The following is a 17645-nucleotide window of genomic DNA, read 5'->3' as shown; positions in this document are numbered from 1 at the left end:
TGATAGTCTGAATCTTATGAACAAGTATATCAGGGGAATCCTTAGGAATTTTAGTTTTTGTCTGCTGATTCTTGTTTTTCCCCACCTTGTACTAGCTTCTGGTCCTTCGGCTGACAAGCTGTCAAAAGTCATCGATTCCAAGATCAAACAAATGAGTCCTGAAGAAAAAGTCGGACAGCTTTTCATCGTCGGCTTTCCCCATAAAGACGTGGCTCCGGATCTTGAATCTTTTATCGCGAAATACAAACCCGGATCCTTCTTGTTATTTAAGCGCAATATGATTTCAGCCCCGCAGATTCGTGAACTGAATCTGGCTCTTTATAAATCAAGCTACAAACATTCCAAACTTCCACCACTGATTGCCATCGATCAGGAAGGGGGATCGGTGTCCCGATTACCGATCACGCCAGCTCCGCCGAATGCGTTGGCTTTGGGGCAAACCCAGTCCCCACTTTTGGCGGAAGAAATGGGATATCAAACAGGACTGTTCCTGCGCGAAGTGGGCTTCAACATGAATCTGGCGCCCGTGCTGGATGTGGTGGATCCCTATTCGACAAGTTTCATTGGTGTCAGATCCTTTGGCTCGGATCCGGAACTGGTGCGCGATATCGGCGTGGCCTACTCAAAGGGTCTTCTTAAAGCGCGCGTGATCCCCACGGCGAAACACTTTCCCGGCACTGGCAGCTTGAATCAGGATCCGCATCTGACGGTAGTAAAGAACAGTGCAACTTTGGAAGAAATGAAAAAGCGCGATTTGATTCCTTTCATGGGTTATTCAAAAATCGGCGGCAATATTGCCGTGATGATGTCCCATCTGATTTACCCGGGTCTTGATGAAGATTTGGAACCTGCTAGCTTTTCCTCCAAGATTTCAAAAACGCTTTTGCGTGATGAATTAAAATACCAGGGCTTGGTCATGACCGATGACTTGCAGATGCAAGGATCAAAGCAAGTGCTGCGTCCGGAAGCGGCGGCCCTGCGCGCGCTGCAATCCGGGTCTGACATTGTGATGCTGACATGGTCTTTTGCCGACCAAGGAAAGGCTTTTGACTATGTCTTAGCGGCGCTGAAGTCCGGAGAACTTCCAACCGCCAGCGTGGATGAAAAACTTCGCCGTATTTTGCGCGTAAAGGCCTTTGCGAACGTCTATCGCAGAGATCCAAAGCTTCCGTCCATGCTGAGTGGCAACAGCCTCACCTCGCCTCAATACGCGGAAGTCGAAGATGAAGTTCTATCCCAGAACCTAAAAACCAGCCTGATCCCAAGACAGCTGCCTTCAGCGAAGTCCGCACGCAAACCCGCTTCGGTGGAAACGGTCTGTGCAGCCTCACCGTCTCAAGATTTTTTGCTGTCCTTTGTGGGCGCGGAAAAAAGAAAGATACCCAGCCTGAAGCTTGAAAACAGCTCGTTGGGTAAGGACCTTTCTGCCTTGTTGAATAAAAAACGGTGCACGGCTTTATTTGTCGGGGTTACCGGCCCGCGCACAGCCCGTCAGGTGCGTGGCCTATCTCTGCAGGAACGCCAGAAACTGATTGTGGTGAACTTGGGGGCGCCTCGCCTGTTTCCGAAATCCCGCGGCTACCGCCAGGTGATTCAGCTTTATTTTAATCACAAGGATGCCGGTAAAAAGATCGCCCAGTACCGGGATGAGATCTTAAAAAGTTCTCAAGGCTCGTTTGCTCTGAAGGATTAGATCCGCAGAAATGACATTCTGAAAAAAGAAACGGAGGCTTGTGGCCTCCGTTTTAGTTTCTTACTTCTTAGCTGGCTGTTGTTCAGCCGCTTCGATTTTCGCTCTCGCGTGAGCCCAGTCGCGCTGGAACTCTGCCCAGTCTTCGTCTGTGATCAATTCGTTCATGATCTTCTTTTCAGAAAGAGCCAAGAACTCTTTTGTCGCCTGAAGATCAATGTCTTCAGGAAGGTCAGCGATATTGGCAAGAATATTCACGCCCTCAGGAGAAACCTGGCAGTAACCCCAGCTGATAACAGCCAAGTCCTGCTTTTCTTTCCCTTTGAGTTTCCATTTCATCACGCCTGTTTCCAGAGTGGTGATCAATGGAGCGTGACCAGGAAGAATGTTCAACTCTCCCTTGAATGCTGGAACAGTCACCTCGTCGACCTCTTGGCCAACAAGAATGCGCTTTTCCGGTGTCACGATTGTCAGTTTCATATTCACCCCTTAGGAAGAGGCAGGCACTAGGCCTGCAGCTTCTTAGCTTTCTCGATAGCGTCTTCGATAGTACCAACAAGGTAGAACGCCTGCTCTGGAAGAGCATCGTGCTTACCATCAAGGATCTCGCGGAAACCTTTAACAGTGTCTTTGATATCCACGTACTTACCTGGCAAGCCAGTGAACTGCTCAGCAACGAAGAACGGCTGAGACAAGAAACGCTGGATCTTACGAGAACGGGAAACAACCAATTTGTCAGATTCAGACAACTCGTCCATACCCAGGATCGCGATGATGTCTTGAAGCTCACGGTTACGCTGCAACAACGCCTGAACGTCACGAGCGCACTTGTAGTGCTCTTCACCGATAACTGTTGGATCCAAAAGACGTGAAGTGGACGTCAATGGGTGAACCGCAGGGAAGATCGCCATAGCCGCGATATCACGATCCAAGTTTGTCGTAGCATCCAAGTGAGTGAACGTGGTTGCTGGAGCTGGATCCGTGTAGTCATCCGCTGGTACGTAAACCGCTTGAACGGAAGTGATGGAACCTTTTTTAGTGGAAGTGATACGCTCTTGAAGAGTACCCATCTCAGTAGCAAGAGTTGGCTGGTAACCAACCGCAGAAGGGATACGACCCAAAAGTGCGGAAACTTCAGCACCCGCTTGAGTGAAGCGGAAGATGTTGTCGACGAAGAACAATACGTCCTGGTTTTCAACGTCACGGAAGTATTCAGCAACAGTCAGACCAGTCAAAGCAACGCGCGCACGAGCTCCAGGAGGTTCGTTCATCTGACCGAACACCAAAGAAGTCTTAGCCAATACGCCAGACTGTTTCATTTCTTGCCACAAGTCATTACCTTCACGAGTACGCTCGCCAACGCCGGCGAATACGGAGAAACCACCGTGCTCAGTAGCGATGTTACGGATAAGTTCCTGGATAAGTACTGTTTTACCAACGCCCGCACCACCGAACAAACCGATCTTACCACCCTTAGCGTAAGGCGCCAGCAAGTCCACGACTTTGATACCAGTCATCAACATTGCTGCAGATGTAGCTTGGTCTTCAAATTTTGGAGCTGTTCTGTGGATACCCCATTGCTCTTTTGCGTTTACTGGACCCATTTCGTCGATTGGTTCACCAACTACGTTGATGATACGGCCCAAAGCTTCACGGCCTACTGGCGCTGTGATTTGAGTGCCCAACGCTTTAACTTTCTCACCACGAACCAAACCTTCAGTTTGGTCCATAGAGATCGTTCTTACAACACCGTCACCCAAGTGCTGAGCAACTTCAAGAACAAGGTTGAATTCAACGTCAGAGATAAATTTGTTTGATACACGCAGAGCAGAGTTGATCGCAGGAAGTTCCCCGCCTTCAAATTCTACGTCCACTACGGGACCCATAACCTGTTTTACTTTACCGAATGCCATTATTCAGCTCCCTATCCTTTAAGCGCTTCAGCGCCAGATACGATTTCAATCAATTCTGTAGTAATTTTTTCTTGTCTCAATTTGTTGTACGTCAGAGTGAGCTTGTTGATCATCTCTTTCGCGTTGTTTGTCGCGTTTTCCATCGCGCTCATACGAGCACCATGTTCACCCGCAACAGACTCGGACATACATCTGTAAACCTGAAGTTCGAAGTGTTTCTCAAGCAATTCTTTGATGATTTGCTCTGGAGCCGGTTCGAAAATCATGTCGACAGCAAAGTTGGATGCTGTGTCAGCCTCTTTTTTGAAAGTCGTCAATCCAAGATCAATTGGAAGAAGAGTTTCAGCTGTCACAACCTGAGAGATTGCAGATTTGAACTCGTTGTGAACGATACGAACTTCATCGTATGAACCTTCGAGGTAGTCATTCATCACGCGGTTTGCAACTTTGGAAGCCAGCTCATAGGAGATGTCCTTATCAAGCTTGGTGATGTAATCAACCGGCTTGATACCACGTCTTGCGAAGTAGTCATGACCACGACGACCCACGAACAGGAAGTCGATCTTCTCTAGAGAAGCTTTGTTGTTGTTATAATAAGCTTCAGCGAATTTGTTGATATTGCTGTTGAAAGCGCCGCAAAGACCGCGATCAGAAGTGATAACAACAAGCAAAACATTCTTTACTTGTTCTTTCTTCTCCATCAACGGATGCGACACTTTATTGGTCACAGCGATATCCGCAATCACCTGACGCAAAGCCAGAGCATAAGGACGCATATTAACGATGTTATTCTGCGCCTTTCTCAACTTTGCAGCAGACACGAGCTTCATAGCTTTCGTGATCTGCTGGGTGTTTTTAGTGGACTCAATCTGAGCCCGGATATCCTTCAAGCTTGCCATTTAAGCACCAAATTACTTGTTAGAAGGTTGGAAGATTGCTTTGAACTCTTCAAGAGCTGCCAACAATGCTTTTTTAGTATCGTCAGCAATCGCTTTCTTCTCAGAGATAGTTTTGATGATCTCAGAGTGCTTGTTTTTCAAGAACTCGATCATTTCTTTTTCATATCTCTTAACGTCTGTCTCTGGGTATTGGTCCACGAACGCGTTACCAGCAGCGAAGATCATGATGATTTGTTCTTCAACTTTTACCGGAGAGTATTGAGGCTGTTTCAACACTTCGATCAGACGACGACCACGAGCAAGCTGTTGCTGGGACGCTTTATCCAAATCGGATGCAAACGCAGCAAATGCTTCCATGGAACGGAACTGAGCAAGCTCAAGTTTCAGGGAACCTGCAACTTGTTTCATCGCTTTAATCTGAGCCGCACCACCCACGCGAGAAACGGATTTACCTACGGAGATCGCTGGACGCACACCTTTGTAGAATAGATCGGATTCAAGGAAGATCTGACCATCAGTGATGGAGATCACGTTTGTAGGGATATAAGCAGAGATATCGCCCGCTTGAGTCTCGATGATTGGCAATGCAGTCAAAGAACCGCCGCCTTTATCAGCAGACAATTTGGAAGCACGTTCCAACAAACGGCTGTGGCAATAGAATACGTCACCTGGGTAAGCTTCACGACCCGGAGGACGACGAAGAAGCAAAGACAATTGACGGTAAGCTTGAGCTTGTTTCGTCAAGTCATCGTAAACGATAAGAGCATGTCTGCCAGTATCGCGGAAGTATTCAGCCATAGCTGTACCGGAGTAAGCAGCCAGGTATTGAAGTGGAGCTGGGTCAGAAGCATTCGCCGCGATGATAGTGGTGTACTCAAGAGCACCCGCTGCACGCAGTTTTTCAACCACTAGAGCTACTGTGGATTGTTTTTGACCGATAGCTACGTAGAAGCACTGAACATTCAAACCTTTTTGGTTGATGATAGTGTCAACTGCGATAGTTGTTTTACCAGTTTGACGGTCACCGATGATCAATTCACGCTGACCACGGCCGATTGGTACAAGGGCGTCGATCGCCTTGATACCAGTTTGAAGTGGTTCTTCAACCGGGTGACGGTAAACGATACCAGGAGCTTTGGTTTCAACGATACGGGAGTGAGGCGTGTTGATAGCGCCACGGCCGTCGATCGGGTTACCAAGGGCGTCTACAACGCGACCAAGAAGAGCTTCACCTACAGGTACGGAAACGATTTTTTTCGTTCTTTTTACTACGTCGCCTTCTTTGATGTGACGGTCTTCACCGAACAATACGGCACCAACGTAACCTTCTTCAAGGTTCAGAACCATTCCGTATACTTCGCCTGGGAACTCTACAAGTTCACCAGCCATTGCGTTTTCAAGACCATAGATACGAGCAACCCCGTCCCCTACGGAAAGAACGCTACCTGTTTCACTTACTTCAATCTTTTTGTTGTATTGATTGATTTGCTCTTTGAGAACGCGACTGATCTCGTCAGCACGGATTTGTGTTTCCATTGTTAGTTGGCTCTCCTGTTTAGTTCTTCATTTAATTTTTTAAGATGAGTGTCGATGCTGTCATCGAATGTCCAGCCGCCTACAGTGGCAACGATGCCACCAAGCAGTTTTGGATCCTGTTCGTAAGTCAGAACGATTTTCTTATTCAATACTTTAGTGATTTTTTGCTCGATGTCTTTTTGAGCATCTGCTGCCAGAGGCTGGGCAGAACGAACCACTCCGCGAGTCACGCCCTCTTCCAAATCAAGAAGATCACGGTATGCGAAGGAAATTTGCTCTAGAACACCGAAGCGGTTTTTTTCAGCCAGAAGAACAAGGGTATTCACCACTTCTTCAGACACACCCTTGCCGGACAAAGATGCTTTTACAGCTGCGATCTTTTGATCAGAACCGATCATAGGATTTTCGAAATAGTTTTTTACAGTGACATCGCCCGCGAAGGACTTCACCAATGCCTGCAGTTCTGCGTGCACTTGAGTGTGGATGCCTTTTTGCTTTGCTACAGCCAGAAGGGCTTTTGCGTATCTTTTGGAAATCTCGCTGACTCTCATCGGCTTACACTCCAACGTTGTTGATGAAATCTTTTTGCAATTTTTGTTGATCGGAAGAACCAAGATCCTTCGTCAAAACGATGCGAGCGGCTTCTACAGAATCCTGCAGAAGCTGAGTGCGAAGCTCTTTTTGAGCGCGCTGAACTTCAAGACGTGCTGTCAGTTCGGCATCATTTTTAATACGCTTGGAAACATCATTGGCTTCATCAAGGATTTGTTTTTTCAGGTCTTCAGCGTGAGTCTGTGCTTTGCGCAGGTTCTCTTCGCGAGTCTGATCCAGATTTGCCAGTTTGTTTTTGATATCAACGAATTCTTTTTCAGCCTGCTCACGCGCGAACGCGGATTTCTGAGCTGCTTCCAGGTAAGCCGCTTTGCGACCTGCAAAGAAGGACACGATAGCATCTTTAGTGAAATAGATGATCGCCGCAAACAGGATCGTCAGGTTGATCGCCTGGAACATGATTGTGGAAGTTGGGATATGACCGTCACCGTGATGACCGCCACCTGCTGCAAATACCGCTGCCGGAGCCAGAAGTACCAATAGATTCAAAATCAATTTCATATGCACTACTCTCTTATTTACCAAGAAGCTTGCTGGTGATTGCCATTGCTACAGAGTTTGTCTGGGACTTCAGTTCGCCCGCCGCAGTCGCAACCGCAGTCGTGATTTGAGTTCTGTTGTCCTGAACAAGTTTGTCAGCCTCTGTGCGGGCTTTGGATACTGCAGTTTCGTAATCTTTGTTCGCCTGAGATTTGGCCGCATCGATGATGGACTTCATCTGGCTGTTCAAGTCACGAGTTTTAACCTCGTACTCTGTCTGCAACTCTACGGATTTATTTTGATATTCAAGAGCAAGATCTTCGCCGCCCTTGGTTCTTCTTTCTCTTTCTTCCAATGCATGAGCATAAGGACCGAAAACGACTTTGCTTAAAAAGATCAAAGCGATTGCGAAGAACACAAACTGAATGCCGGCCGTGGTATTGATACCTAGTTGTGCAAAAATGTCCATTTTGTTGAAATCCCTACTGATTTTTTGACCTTCGGAATTAGCATTGGCGGCCTGAACAGGTCAAGGCGTATTTCTAGATGATAATGTTCGCTGCCTAAGACTTAGGCATGTAGGACGCACCCTCGAAAACGACCCCTTCGTCGATGCGCAGACTTGGGGATGTTACGGTGCCTTTGAAGATGGCCGGAGGGTGCATTATAACCCTGCGACGGGCAAAGAGATTTCCCTCAACCCGGCCAGAAATAACGATGGTATCGGCTTCGATTTGGGCCGTTACGGAGGCCCCTTCGTTGATAACGATGGTGTCCTTGGTAAAGATTTCCCCCTTAAAGTCGCCCCCAATTTGAACGGTCCCCTCGAAGCTGAGCTTTCCTTCGAAATGGGTCCCCTGGTCAAGGATTGCCGTCACATGACCAGTCAAAAGATCTTCTTGGAGTGCGGGGGAAAGGTTTACTGCCATCCTTCTTTAAGCCTATCTACCATATTGGTCAGTTCATCATCGGAATAGAAGTGAATGGTGATTTTACCTTTTGAATTGGCGTAATCAATGTTCACTTTCGTACCCAGCATTTTCTGAAGCTCATCGCTCAAACCAGAAATCAAACGCTGAGTAACATTAGAATCAAAAGTTGGTGCCTCTTCAACTTCATCGTTACCTTTCACGACGGCTTGCACCATTTTTTCAAGCTTACGAACCGCGATTTTTTCGTTCACAACTTTTTTCGCGAATTCCATCTGCTTCTTCGGATCCTGCAAAGAAAGAAGAACTTTGGCGTGACCCACAGAAAGTTCGTTTCCAGAGATCATCTCTTTCACAGAATCAGGCAAAGATAATAGACGAACAGCATTCGCCACCGTCGCACGGTCACGGCCGACTTTTTCCGCCACCTGCTGCTGGGACAATTTGAACTCAGAAATCAGACGGGAATAACCTTCAGCTTCTTCGATCGGATTCAGATCTTCACGCTGAATGTTCTCAACAATCGCCAGTTCCAGGGCTTGTTTGTCGTCGTAATTCTTAAGGATAACTGGAACTTCATGCAGTCCCGCCAGTTGGGATGCACGCCAGCGGCGTTCACCGGCCACGATTTCCAGTTTCCCGGACACCGTACGACGAGCCACGATGGGCTGAAGAATACCGTTCTCTTTAATAGACTGAGCAAGTTCCTGAAGCGGCTCTTTCTCAAATGTTCTACGAGGTTGGTATTGACCAGGTGAAAGCTTATCAATTCCCACTTTCCAGATTTTGCTCTCAGGATCTACGGGAGGGGCGACGGGTGTCGCTACTTGAGGAGCAGCCGCTGGAGCGGGAGTTGAAGCTACATTACTATTAATAGATGTGGCAGCAGGCGCCTTCGGTGCCGCCGGAGCTTGTTCCGGAGCCGGGCCACCCAACAAAGAGCCCAAGCCGCGGCCCAGGCCTTTTTTCTTGTTTGAGGATTCTACAGCAATATCAGACATTTAAATTCCCCTTCTTATGCCATCTGTTCTGTCTGTGGAGCCATCTCTGGCGTCACTTTTACTTCTGAGCGCACGATCACTTCACGTGCCAACTCAAGGTATCTCACTGCGCCGATGGATTTGCTGTCGTATTCGAAGATGGATTGACCATGGCTTGGTGCCTCACTGAGGCGTACATTTCTTGGAATGATGGCGTTGAATACTTTCTCGCCAAAGTGGTTCTTAATCTCGGTCACAACTTGGTGACTCAGATTATTCCGGATATCAAACATCGTCAGAACGATGCCTTCGATATGCAGTTGAGGATTCAAATTCTTTTTGATTAGTCCCGCAGTATTCAACAGCTGACTAAGCCCTTCAAGTGCATAGTACTCACACTGAAGAGGCACAAGGAAACTGTCCGCCGCATTCAGGGAGTTCAAAGTCAAAAGACCCAAAGATGGAGGGCAATCGATGATCACGAAGTCATATTGATCAGCCACGGTGGCAATCGCCTGTTTAAGACGGTATTCACGCTGCGGCATATCAACCAATTCAATCTCCGCGCCCACCAGGTCAGGATTAGCCGTGGATACTTGAAGATTTGGATTGGACGTTTTTTGAGTAGCCTCGGCCAGAGTTTTTTCGCCGATAAGCACATGGTAGCTATTCGCATCCTGGCTATCGTATCTTTTGATACCCAAACCGCTGGAGGCATTTCCCTGAGGGTCCATGTCGATCAAAAGAACTCTTTTACCAAGAGACGCCAAGGCGGAAGAGAGGTTTACAGACGTCGTTGTCTTACCAACACCACCCTTTTGATTCGCTATGCAGATTGTTTTTGCCATTTTTCCTCCTTGAGGTAAAAAAGTCCTCCTTTTTGCGTGAACATTCAAGAATAAAGACTAGTTTTTCGCGCCACACCTTATGTTTTTCGCTGTTTTTGCCGATGTTCCACGTGGAACAAGTGTATTTATGAGATTAATCACCCTTTGCATCCTCAGTTTATGCCTCTTAGCCTGTAATAAGCCCGATCCAAATCCGGAGCTGAAGGATCCTATATACACCGACTACAAATCACAGCTTGGCGCCACATCCGCCGCTCTTGAATCCGAAAAGAAGGGTCTTGAGGGTTTCGAGAAAGAACTGGCAGAAGTAATTCCGCAAACAGGTCAAATTAAGTACGCCCAAAAGCGCGTGCGTGAATCAAAAGAAAAGATCATCCGCCTGGAGCAGGAAAAGCAGTATCTCGAACTTAAAATCGAGGCCCGCCGGAAAGAATCCATACGCTCTTATAATAAAGCCTTTAAAAAGGGTGAGCCTTGGCCCGACCCACAGGAGTGGGCGTCTTATCAGACCCAGCAGCGCTTTAGAAACGCCAAGAAAAGCTGGGATGTGAAGGAAAGAATGAAAGAAGTCGGCCTTGGGGAAGAAAAAACCCCCGAACCAGCGGCCGGGGGTCATCATTAGTCTCTTCTGGGATGTTCCACGTGGAACATCAGGCGATTTTGTCTGTTTTCACCACTGAAAACTTAATAGCCCCAATCGGAAGCTTGTATTCCCCCACCAGTGAAGGTGCCCAAACAGAGCAAAGCTGGGTTGGAATATCTCCCACTTCAATCCCCCACTCTTCGCTCTTCAAGTGATAGAAAACACCACCCTTAGGGACCACTTTACGGGTTATCATAATAGACTTGGAAATATTCGCTAGTCCTCGAGCCATCACATAGTGCATGGATCCGTCCGGGAAAGACTCGATGGCTTTATTCTCGACCGTCACATTTGAGAGCTTTAAAACACCCGCAACGTGGGTCAGGAACTCGCACTTCTTTTGATCGACCTCTACCAGGACCACTTGCACCTTTGGATACAAAAGTGCGAACACCAGACCCGGGAAGCCGTTGCCGGACCCCAGGTCAAAGATTTTCTCTAATTTTGGATTGGATTTCATAATGGCCTGGGAGGCCATGATAGAATCAGCAAAATGAAGAGCGTCAGCGACAAAAACCGTCTTGGCTGAAATAAGATTCAGAGTGCGGTTAAACTTAAGAAGTTCTTCATGATAGGTCTTAAGTCGAGTCCTGAGATCTGGACTTAGATCAGGGAACCACTCATCAATGCGCCAGTATACTATCGGTGCTGCCTGTTCCTGATTGTCCTTCAAGCCCCATCTCCTTGATCTTCTTATGACCTTTTAGATGGATCATTATAGCCTGAATAGCGGATGGATTAACACCACTTATGCGTTGAGCTTGACCTAAGGTACGGGGCTTGACGCGCAGCAGCTTATCCTTCTCTTCATTGGAAAGACCCCGGATTTCACCATACGCCAAGTCGTCTGGAAGAAGCATTTCTTCCAGCCTTTTTGACTGAACAATGAGGTCCATCTGCCGTTTTACGTAACCCGAGTACTTCACTTCAATTTCAACCGGCTCAACCACATTTGGATCCGGATCCAGCTCAAAATTCAGCAGTTCCAGGTGTGAACTCGTAAGTTCAGGACGACGCAGCAACTCCTCGAAAGTTAAAGACTTCGACATAGCTGGAGTCGGAATTGTCGCCAAAATAGCCTGGATATCTTTGGTCGGATAAAGCACAGTGTTCTTCAAACGATCATGTAAAACCTGACGACGTGCGCGCAGGTTTGTCAAAAGCTCGAAAGACTCTGCAGAAACAAGACCCAGTTTGCGACCCAAGTCACTCAACCTGTCGATAGTATTGTCTTCTCGCAAAACCAAACGGTGTTCTGCGCGTGAAGTGAACATGCGATACGGTTCGCGAGTCCCTTTCGTCACAAGATCGTCGATCATCACGCCCATATAGGCTTGATCGCGACCCAAGATGAATTCCCCACGACCCAAAATACTGTGAGCCGCATTGATTCCGGCAATCAGACCTTGAGCGGCCGCTTCTTCATAACCGGAGGTTCCATTGATCTGTCCGGCCAGGAACAACTGACGAATGGTTCTGGTTTCCAGACGATGCCAGATCTGAGTCGGCTCAATATAGTCGTACTCCACGGCGTAGCCGTACCGTGCAACTTTCACATTCTCAAGACCCGGGATGGTTTTTAAGAAACGATCCTGAACGTCTTCCGGAAGACTGGTGGAAATACCCTGCAGATAAATCAAATCCGTGGAAAGACCTTCCGGCTCCAGGAATGTCTGGTGGCTGGTTCTTTCGGCGAAACGAGTGATCTTGTCTTCAATGGACGGGCAATAACGAGGGCCCACACCTTCAATAATCCCGCAGTACATAGGGGATTTATCCAGATTCCCACGAATGATGTCGTGAGTTTCTTCGGTGGTGCGGGTCAGGTAACAAAGCACTTGGGGAAGTTTCAACTTATCCGAGGATCTGAAGCTGAAAGGATAAACCTTTTCATCACCAGCTTGCGGGATGGTTTTAGACCAGTCGATGGAATCTTTCAGCAAACGCGCCGGAGTTCCGGTTTTTAGGCGTTTCACCTCAAAACCGAATTGCGCCAACTGATCAGACAAGCCGATAGAAGGCTGATCCCCCACGCGGCCGCCGGCCTCCTGGCGAAGACCGATATGCATAACCCCGTTCATGAATGTACCGGTGGTGATGATGGTCGCTTTACCGAAAATCTCAGAACCATCTTGCAACACCACGCCCACACACAGATCCTTTTCCAGGATCAGGCGTTTTACTTCGCCTTGAAGAACCTCAAGGTTAGGTTGGTTGTACAAGGCATCTTTCTGGAATTGAGAATACAAGTGCTTGTCGTTCTGAACACGGGTGCCGCGAACCGCGGGACCTTTCGAGGCATTCAAGCGTTTGTACTGGATGCAGGTTTCATCAGCTGCAACACCCATCTGACCGCCCAACACATCGATCTCTCGAACCATGTGTCCTTTGGCAAGTCCCCCGATGGACGGGTTGCAACTCATGTAACCGATACGATCCGTGTTGGTAGTCACCATCAGGGTGTTCAGACCCAAACGTGCGGAAGACAGACACGCCTCAATACCCGCGTGGCCGGCACCGACAACAATCACATCATATTTTTTGTTAGCCATAATTATTTCCCGATACAAAACTCTTTAAAGACGCGGTCCATGATCTGATCATCAAACCGTTTCCCCAAAGTTTCGTGGATCGCAATGAGAGCTTCTTTAAACTCAAGAGCCAAAAACTCAGCACCTAAACCTTGCGCCACGACTGATTGTGAACGTTGGGTGTTTTCAAGGGCGCGGGAAAGATTCTCGAAATGACGGGCATTGGAAATCAGCACTGTGTTTTCCACCTGCAAATCGGCGAACTCTTTCACCAGGTCCTTAAGCACCTCAGAACGCACCTTTTTATCAAGAGCGCTGACAAAGAACACCCTTCTTGTGAAGAAAGCCCCAGGGTCCGTCAGTTTTTGGAAAAATTTACTGTTTTTCAGTGTTTTTTCGACAGTTTCCAGGGGTTTAGACCCCCCTATTTTGTCGGTTTTATTGGCCAGAATATAGGTTTTTGCCGGATCCAAAGACTCTAAAATCTGCAGCTCTTCAGCCCCCAGACCCTTTTCGATGTCGTAAACAAAGAACACCACATCGGATTCATTCTGGGCTTCATAACTTTTCTGGATACCAATTCGCTCCACCAAATCCGTGGCTTCATCACGAAGACCGGCGGTGTCGACGAAAGTGAACTTCACGCCTTCAAAAGTCGTATCCCCGTGAATCACATCACGGGTGGTCCCCGGGATGTCCGTCACGATGGCCCGTTCATCTTCCAGGAACAAGTTCAACAAACTTGATTTACCCACATTCGGAAGGCCCGTCAGAACAATCCGGAAACCATCTTTCAGCAGACGGCCCACTTTGAAAGTGGCCACCAGCTCTTTCAGACCCGCTTCGATTTTTTTCAAACGAACCTGAATGACGTTTTCTTCGATGACTTCAATGCCCTCAGTGGAAAAATCAATGCTGGCTTCAGCATGCGCCAGAATCCAGGTCATATCATCTTCAATCTCTTCAAGCTTGTGGGAAAGGGTCCCTTTAAGCTGGCGCAAAGCCAGTTTCGCGGCCTGCTGACTTTGGGACTCAATCAAAGAAAGAACGGATTCCGCCTGAACCAGATCCAGCTTCCCGTTCATGAACGCACGGAAAGTGAATTCCCCGCGATCGGCCGGACGAGCCCCCAGATTGACTAATTGATTTAGAATAGTTTGGCAGATCAGCGGACTTCCGTGGCAGGAGATTTCAATAACCTCTTCACCCGTAAAAGAGCGGCCTTCTTTGAAGTAGGTTGCCAGAACCTCGTCAATCTCATCGCCTGATTGGGAGTTTTTCAGATTCCCAAAATAGACTTTATGAGACTCAGGATGTGCCGGCAAAAACTCGCAGATTTTGGAGACGATATTCAAAGTCTGGGGCCCACTGACTCTGATAACAGAGATACCGCCCACTCCATGAGGAGTGGAGATCGCACAGATTGTATCTTTATCACGATCTCCGCGGATCATAGGCCCCACTTAAAGCTCACTAGTCGTGAGCAGCTTCTTCCGCACCAGCAGCATTGTTAGAGCCGCCTTTAGCCGGATAGATTTTGATTTTTTTGTACAGACCATCACCCAAAGAACGGCTTTTTACGCGCGGATCTTTTGCCAGGTACTGGTGAACAACTTTGCGATCTTTCGGCGGCAGAGCTCTGTAATAAACAGATTTCCCCTGCTCGATGCAGATTGCTTTCAGGTTTTCCGCACGCTCGATCAGAGCATTTGCGGATTCATCACGGTATCCACCGCAGTCCACTGTGATATTTGTTTTATCTTCAGGGAAGTTGTGCTGGATCACGCGTTTTAAGAACAACTGGAATGCATCCAGCATCTGTCCTTTTTTGTCTTTCAGAATCTCTTCATCAGCGCCAGAGAACTGAACAGCCAATGTTACGGAGCCGTCTTCTTCTTTTTCAGTCACGATCTCGAAAGACAGTTCAAACTGAGCTTTCTCGATGATCCCTTCCAAAGTTTTTTCAACAAGGGCTTCCACTTCATTGTTAGCACCTTTGCTTTTCCCCCCGAAAAGCTTACTAAAAAAACCCATTATGCCTCCTATTTATAAATATAAAATAAATCTAAAATCATCACCCAAAGACTAAGCGGTGACCGCTTTGGTCTTTGGCTCTCTCATGATCAACCATTGCTGGATGATACCAAACAGCGTACTGACAACCATATACAGAGTCAGACCGGCTGGAAGTTGCAACATGAACAAAGAGAAAACCACTGGCAGGAACGCCATGATCTTCGCCTGAGTTGGATCCATCGTGCTTGGAGTGATCTTCTGCTGAATGTACATGAAGACCGCCATGGAAATCGGCAACACATAGAACTTGTCATGAGAGCTCAGGTCCGTGATCCACAGGATGAACGGAGAATTATAAAGCTCAATGGAAGAACCAATCACGCGGTACAAAGCGAAGAACACCGGGATCTGAAGCAGCATCGGCAGACAGCCGCCCAGGGGATTGGCGCCATTTTGTTTCATCACGGCCATCATTTCCTGGTTCAAACGCATTGGATCTTCTTTGTACTTTTCACGCAGACCCTGAATGATCGGCTGAACCTTCTGCATCGCCTTCATGGATTTGAAGGACATGATATTGAACGGCAATACGCACAAACGAACCAGCAAAGTCAGGATGATGATCGCAAAACCCCAGTTGCCAACAACAGAGTGAGCCGCCTTCATTACATAAAGAAGCGGACGAGCGATAAAGCCGAAGAAACCAAAATCAATCAGGCTCGCCATCTCTGGATCCACAGCTTTCAAAGCGTCGATGGATTTCGGACCGGCATAGAAGACCTCAGAGAAAGTCATTTCAGACTTTACAGAAGCCGGCTTATAAACCAGTTCGGCCATAGCGGTTTTTGCGTTGATTTGAGCATTTAACTTCACTTCCGGCATAATTTCAGATTTGTCCAAAATAGCCGCTGCGAAATACTGGGAGCTTACAGAAACAAGGGATGTTGCCGGGAAGTCTTTCACCACATCTTCTTTAGCGCCGCTAAAGTTCACTGTGTCGTGTTTGCCACCGTTGTGTGTGACAAAGAAATCCTGATGTTCATAGGAAGGGAACAGGAAAGACGTGGAAGCGTGCGTGTGAATGGATTCCGGAATCAACAAAGAGAAGCCTTTTTTAAAGTCTTCGGTCGGGTTAGAAACGGAAATCGTGTTAGTGAAAGAGGATGTTTCAGTGTTGAACTTCAATTCACGTTTGATCACTGTTTCGCCCACATGAGCCGTACCCACGTAGTGACCAGGAGCCTGTTCAGCCACATCAAACGCCAAAGGTTTGGAATCCCCTGCCCAGCGCATTTCAAACAGACCATCGGTGGTGGAAACACCCAGCTTGATGTTGTTCTTTTCTTTATCCTGGTAGTTGTTGATGGTGTAACCCTTCAAACCCATACCGAAGCTGGTCATAACAAAGGAAACTTTGTCGTTTTCGAAATGGAATTCTTTCGCCGTTGTTGGCGTTTCCATGATTTCAGATTTTGTATCGACTGTGTTTGCTGTGGCAGCAGGAGTTTCAGAAGTGGTCGCAGCGGTCGCTGGTTTGCCAGTTTGCTCAGTCTGAGTTTTTGGCTTGTTGTAATCAGGATATTTTTTGCCGAGGTAAGTGTTCCATCCGTAATAAACGATAGCTACGGCAGCCACGGCGATAAGTGTTTTGGGATCAAAGAATGACGGGTTGTTATTCTTTTGTTGCATTGATTACTCCCTTTGCAAGAGGAACCGGATCATAACCATAAGGTCCTCCCGGTCGGCACTTGCAAACCCTTTTGGTGATTAACCAAAGAGCTTTGTGTGTATGATGAGTCTTAATGGCTTCGAGTGCATAGGCAGAACAACTTGGTTCGAATCGACAGGATCCACCTAAATGAGTCGTCCCGATGGTTCGGTAAGCCCCGATAAAAACCCATAAGATGTACTTAAAGGTGTTTTCGTAGAGTTTCCAAACCACGGTCCATAGCTTTGACAAATTCCTCATGACTGAGACCTTTGTAAAAGTTTGCTTCCATAGGTTTAAAGATAAGATTGATGTCGGCTTCAAGGGTTTGTCCCGCCACAAGGAAACTGCGGAAATACTCTCTGGTCCAACGCTTGAGCTTATTGCGTACGACGGCCGATCCAGTCTTGCGACTAGCGGTCACGCCAAAACGCAACTGACCTACCTGGTTTTTCTGATAATTCAGAAGCAACCACTTTGTAGGCCAGTGTCTTTTACCCGATTGTTTTAGAGAGAGAAATTCAGAGCTTCTCTTAATTACTTGTGCGGAATTATTTTCCACCAGTAGAAACCGTCAGACGCTTTCTACCTTTAGCGCGACGACGATTTAGAACTTCTTGACCGGCTTTAGTAGCCATACGAGCGCGGAAACCGTGTGTGGTTTTACGACGTTTATTGGATGGTTGGTATGTACGTTTCATAACTATCTCCCCAGGGTTTTTTTACGACGCTAAATGACGTCAAAGACACCTATATATGTATTCCACAAAGTTGGTTCCAACTAGATACGTGGGGCATTAATAAAGCACATTGCGACATGAAGGTCAACTGTTGAAAACTTCAGCTCCCCTTGTTAAGAG

At 47.4% G+C, this 17645-nt stretch carries 20 protein-coding genes; 2 read left to right on the top strand and 18 right to left on the bottom strand.

Annotation, left to right across the window (positions count from 1 at the left end; translation table 11 throughout):
• Positions 1-151: 151 nt before the first annotated feature.
• Positions 152-1693: a glycoside hydrolase family 3 protein gene (locus tag ACNQKP_RS04195; protein ID WP_417863029.1), complete on the top strand. Its 1542-nt coding sequence runs from the start codon at positions 152-154 to the stop codon at positions 1691-1693.
• Between the two features lie 60 nt (positions 1694-1753).
• Here the strand turns inward: ACNQKP_RS04195 and atpC are convergent, their stop codons facing one another.
• The 10 genes from atpC to ACNQKP_RS04145 all read right to left on the bottom strand — a co-directional run bounded on the left by atpC (position 1754) and on the right by ACNQKP_RS04145 (position 9887).
• Positions 1754-2170 (bottom strand): ATP synthase F1 subunit epsilon, encoded by a 417-nt coding sequence (gene atpC / locus ACNQKP_RS04190; RefSeq protein ID WP_235046201.1) that lies wholly within the window; start codon positions 2168-2170, stop codon positions 1754-1756.
• A 26-nt stretch (positions 2171-2196) separates the two neighbouring features.
• Positions 2197-3603, bottom strand: a complete 1407-nt coding sequence (gene atpD, locus ACNQKP_RS04185) for a F0F1 ATP synthase subunit beta (RefSeq protein ID WP_417863027.1) — start codon at positions 3601-3603, stop codon at positions 2197-2199.
• An 11-nt stretch (positions 3604-3614) separates the two neighbouring features.
• Entirely contained in the window at positions 3615-4502 is an 888-nt protein-coding gene (atpG, locus tag ACNQKP_RS04180) for an ATP synthase F1 subunit gamma (RefSeq protein WP_417863025.1), read from the bottom strand.
• A gap of 12 nt (positions 4503-4514) precedes the next feature.
• Entirely contained in the window at positions 4515-6038 is a 1524-nt protein-coding gene (gene atpA, locus ACNQKP_RS04175; RefSeq protein WP_015092833.1) for a F0F1 ATP synthase subunit alpha, read from the bottom strand.
• A 2-nt stretch (positions 6039-6040) separates the two neighbouring features.
• Positions 6041-6589 carry an ATP synthase F1 subunit delta gene (gene atpH, locus ACNQKP_RS04170; RefSeq protein WP_417863023.1) on the bottom strand — a complete coding sequence of 183 codons (549 nt, stop codon included), beginning with the start codon at positions 6587-6589 and terminating at the stop codon, positions 6041-6043.
• A 4-nt stretch (positions 6590-6593) separates the two neighbouring features.
• Positions 6594-7151 (bottom strand): ATP synthase F0 subunit B, encoded by a 558-nt coding sequence (locus tag ACNQKP_RS04165; protein WP_417863021.1) that lies wholly within the window; start codon positions 7149-7151, stop codon positions 6594-6596.
• A 13-nt stretch (positions 7152-7164) separates the two neighbouring features.
• A complete protein-coding gene (locus tag ACNQKP_RS04160; protein WP_417863019.1) occupies positions 7165-7599 on the bottom strand; it encodes a hypothetical protein in 435 nt (144 codons plus the stop codon).
• 94 nt (positions 7600-7693) lie between these two features.
• Positions 7694-8008, bottom strand: a complete 315-nt coding sequence (locus ACNQKP_RS04155; RefSeq protein WP_015092837.1) for a bactofilin family protein — start codon at positions 8006-8008, stop codon at positions 7694-7696.
• Between the two features lie 41 nt (positions 8009-8049).
• Positions 8050-9060, bottom strand: a complete 1011-nt coding sequence (locus tag ACNQKP_RS04150) for a ParB/RepB/Spo0J family partition protein (protein ID WP_417863017.1) — start codon at positions 9058-9060, stop codon at positions 8050-8052.
• Positions 9061-9074: 14 nt separating this feature from the next.
• Positions 9075-9887 carry a ParA family protein gene (locus ACNQKP_RS04145; protein ID WP_417863015.1) on the bottom strand — a complete coding sequence of 271 codons (813 nt, stop codon included), beginning with the start codon at positions 9885-9887 and terminating at the stop codon, positions 9075-9077.
• 127 nt (positions 9888-10014) lie between these two features.
• Here ACNQKP_RS04145 and ACNQKP_RS04140 point away from each other — a divergent pair, with 127 nt between their 5' ends.
• Positions 10015-10509, top strand: coding sequence for a hypothetical protein (locus ACNQKP_RS04140; RefSeq protein ID WP_417863014.1), 495 nt, complete (start codon positions 10015-10017; stop codon positions 10507-10509).
• Between the two features lie 28 nt (positions 10510-10537).
• On the opposite strand, the gene rsmG is transcribed toward ACNQKP_RS04140, so the two are convergent.
• Genes rsmG through rpmH form a run of 8 tightly spaced genes read right to left on the bottom strand, consistent with a single transcriptional unit; the run spans position 10538 to position 17486 of the window.
• Complete coding sequence (gene rsmG / locus ACNQKP_RS04135) at positions 10538-11203, bottom strand: 16S rRNA (guanine(527)-N(7))-methyltransferase RsmG (protein ID WP_417863012.1); 666 nt, start codon at positions 11201-11203, stop codon at positions 10538-10540.
• Complete coding sequence (mnmG, locus tag ACNQKP_RS04130; RefSeq protein ID WP_417863010.1) at positions 11154-13082, bottom strand: tRNA uridine-5-carboxymethylaminomethyl(34) synthesis enzyme MnmG; 1929 nt, start codon at positions 13080-13082, stop codon at positions 11154-11156. The genes rsmG and mnmG overlap by 50 nt, the downstream gene beginning before the upstream one ends.
• A 2-nt stretch (positions 13083-13084) precedes the next feature.
• Complete coding sequence (gene mnmE / locus ACNQKP_RS04125; RefSeq protein ID WP_417863009.1) at positions 13085-14515, bottom strand: tRNA uridine-5-carboxymethylaminomethyl(34) synthesis GTPase MnmE; 1431 nt, start codon at positions 14513-14515, stop codon at positions 13085-13087.
• A gap of 19 nt (positions 14516-14534) precedes the next feature.
• Positions 14535-15095: a protein jag gene (locus ACNQKP_RS04120; RefSeq protein ID WP_011166208.1), complete on the bottom strand. Its 561-nt coding sequence runs from the start codon at positions 15093-15095 to the stop codon at positions 14535-14537.
• Positions 15096-15146: 51 nt separating this feature from the next.
• Positions 15147-16766, bottom strand: coding sequence for a membrane protein insertase YidC (yidC, locus tag ACNQKP_RS04115; protein WP_417863006.1), 1620 nt, complete (start codon positions 16764-16766; stop codon positions 15147-15149).
• Complete coding sequence (gene yidD, locus ACNQKP_RS04110) at positions 16750-17046, bottom strand: membrane protein insertion efficiency factor YidD (protein WP_417863004.1); 297 nt, start codon at positions 17044-17046, stop codon at positions 16750-16752. The genes yidC and yidD overlap by 17 nt, the downstream gene beginning before the upstream one ends.
• Entirely contained in the window at positions 16988-17347 is a 360-nt protein-coding gene (gene rnpA / locus ACNQKP_RS04105; protein ID WP_011166210.1) for a ribonuclease P protein component, read from the bottom strand. The genes yidD and rnpA overlap by 59 nt, the downstream gene beginning before the upstream one ends.
• Entirely contained in the window at positions 17337-17486 is a 150-nt protein-coding gene (rpmH, locus tag ACNQKP_RS04100; RefSeq protein ID WP_011166211.1) for a 50S ribosomal protein L34, read from the bottom strand. The genes rnpA and rpmH overlap by 11 nt, the downstream gene beginning before the upstream one ends.
• Positions 17487-17645: the final 159 nt, after the last annotated feature.

Source organism: Bdellovibrio bacteriovorus (assembly GCF_048286975.1).
GTDB classification, from domain to species: Bacteria; Bdellovibrionota; Bdellovibrionia; order Bdellovibrionales; family Bdellovibrionaceae; genus Bdellovibrio; species Bdellovibrio bacteriovorus_H.
The sequence above is the reverse complement of the archived record's forward strand: the minus strand, read 5'-3'. Positions and strand labels throughout refer to the sequence as shown.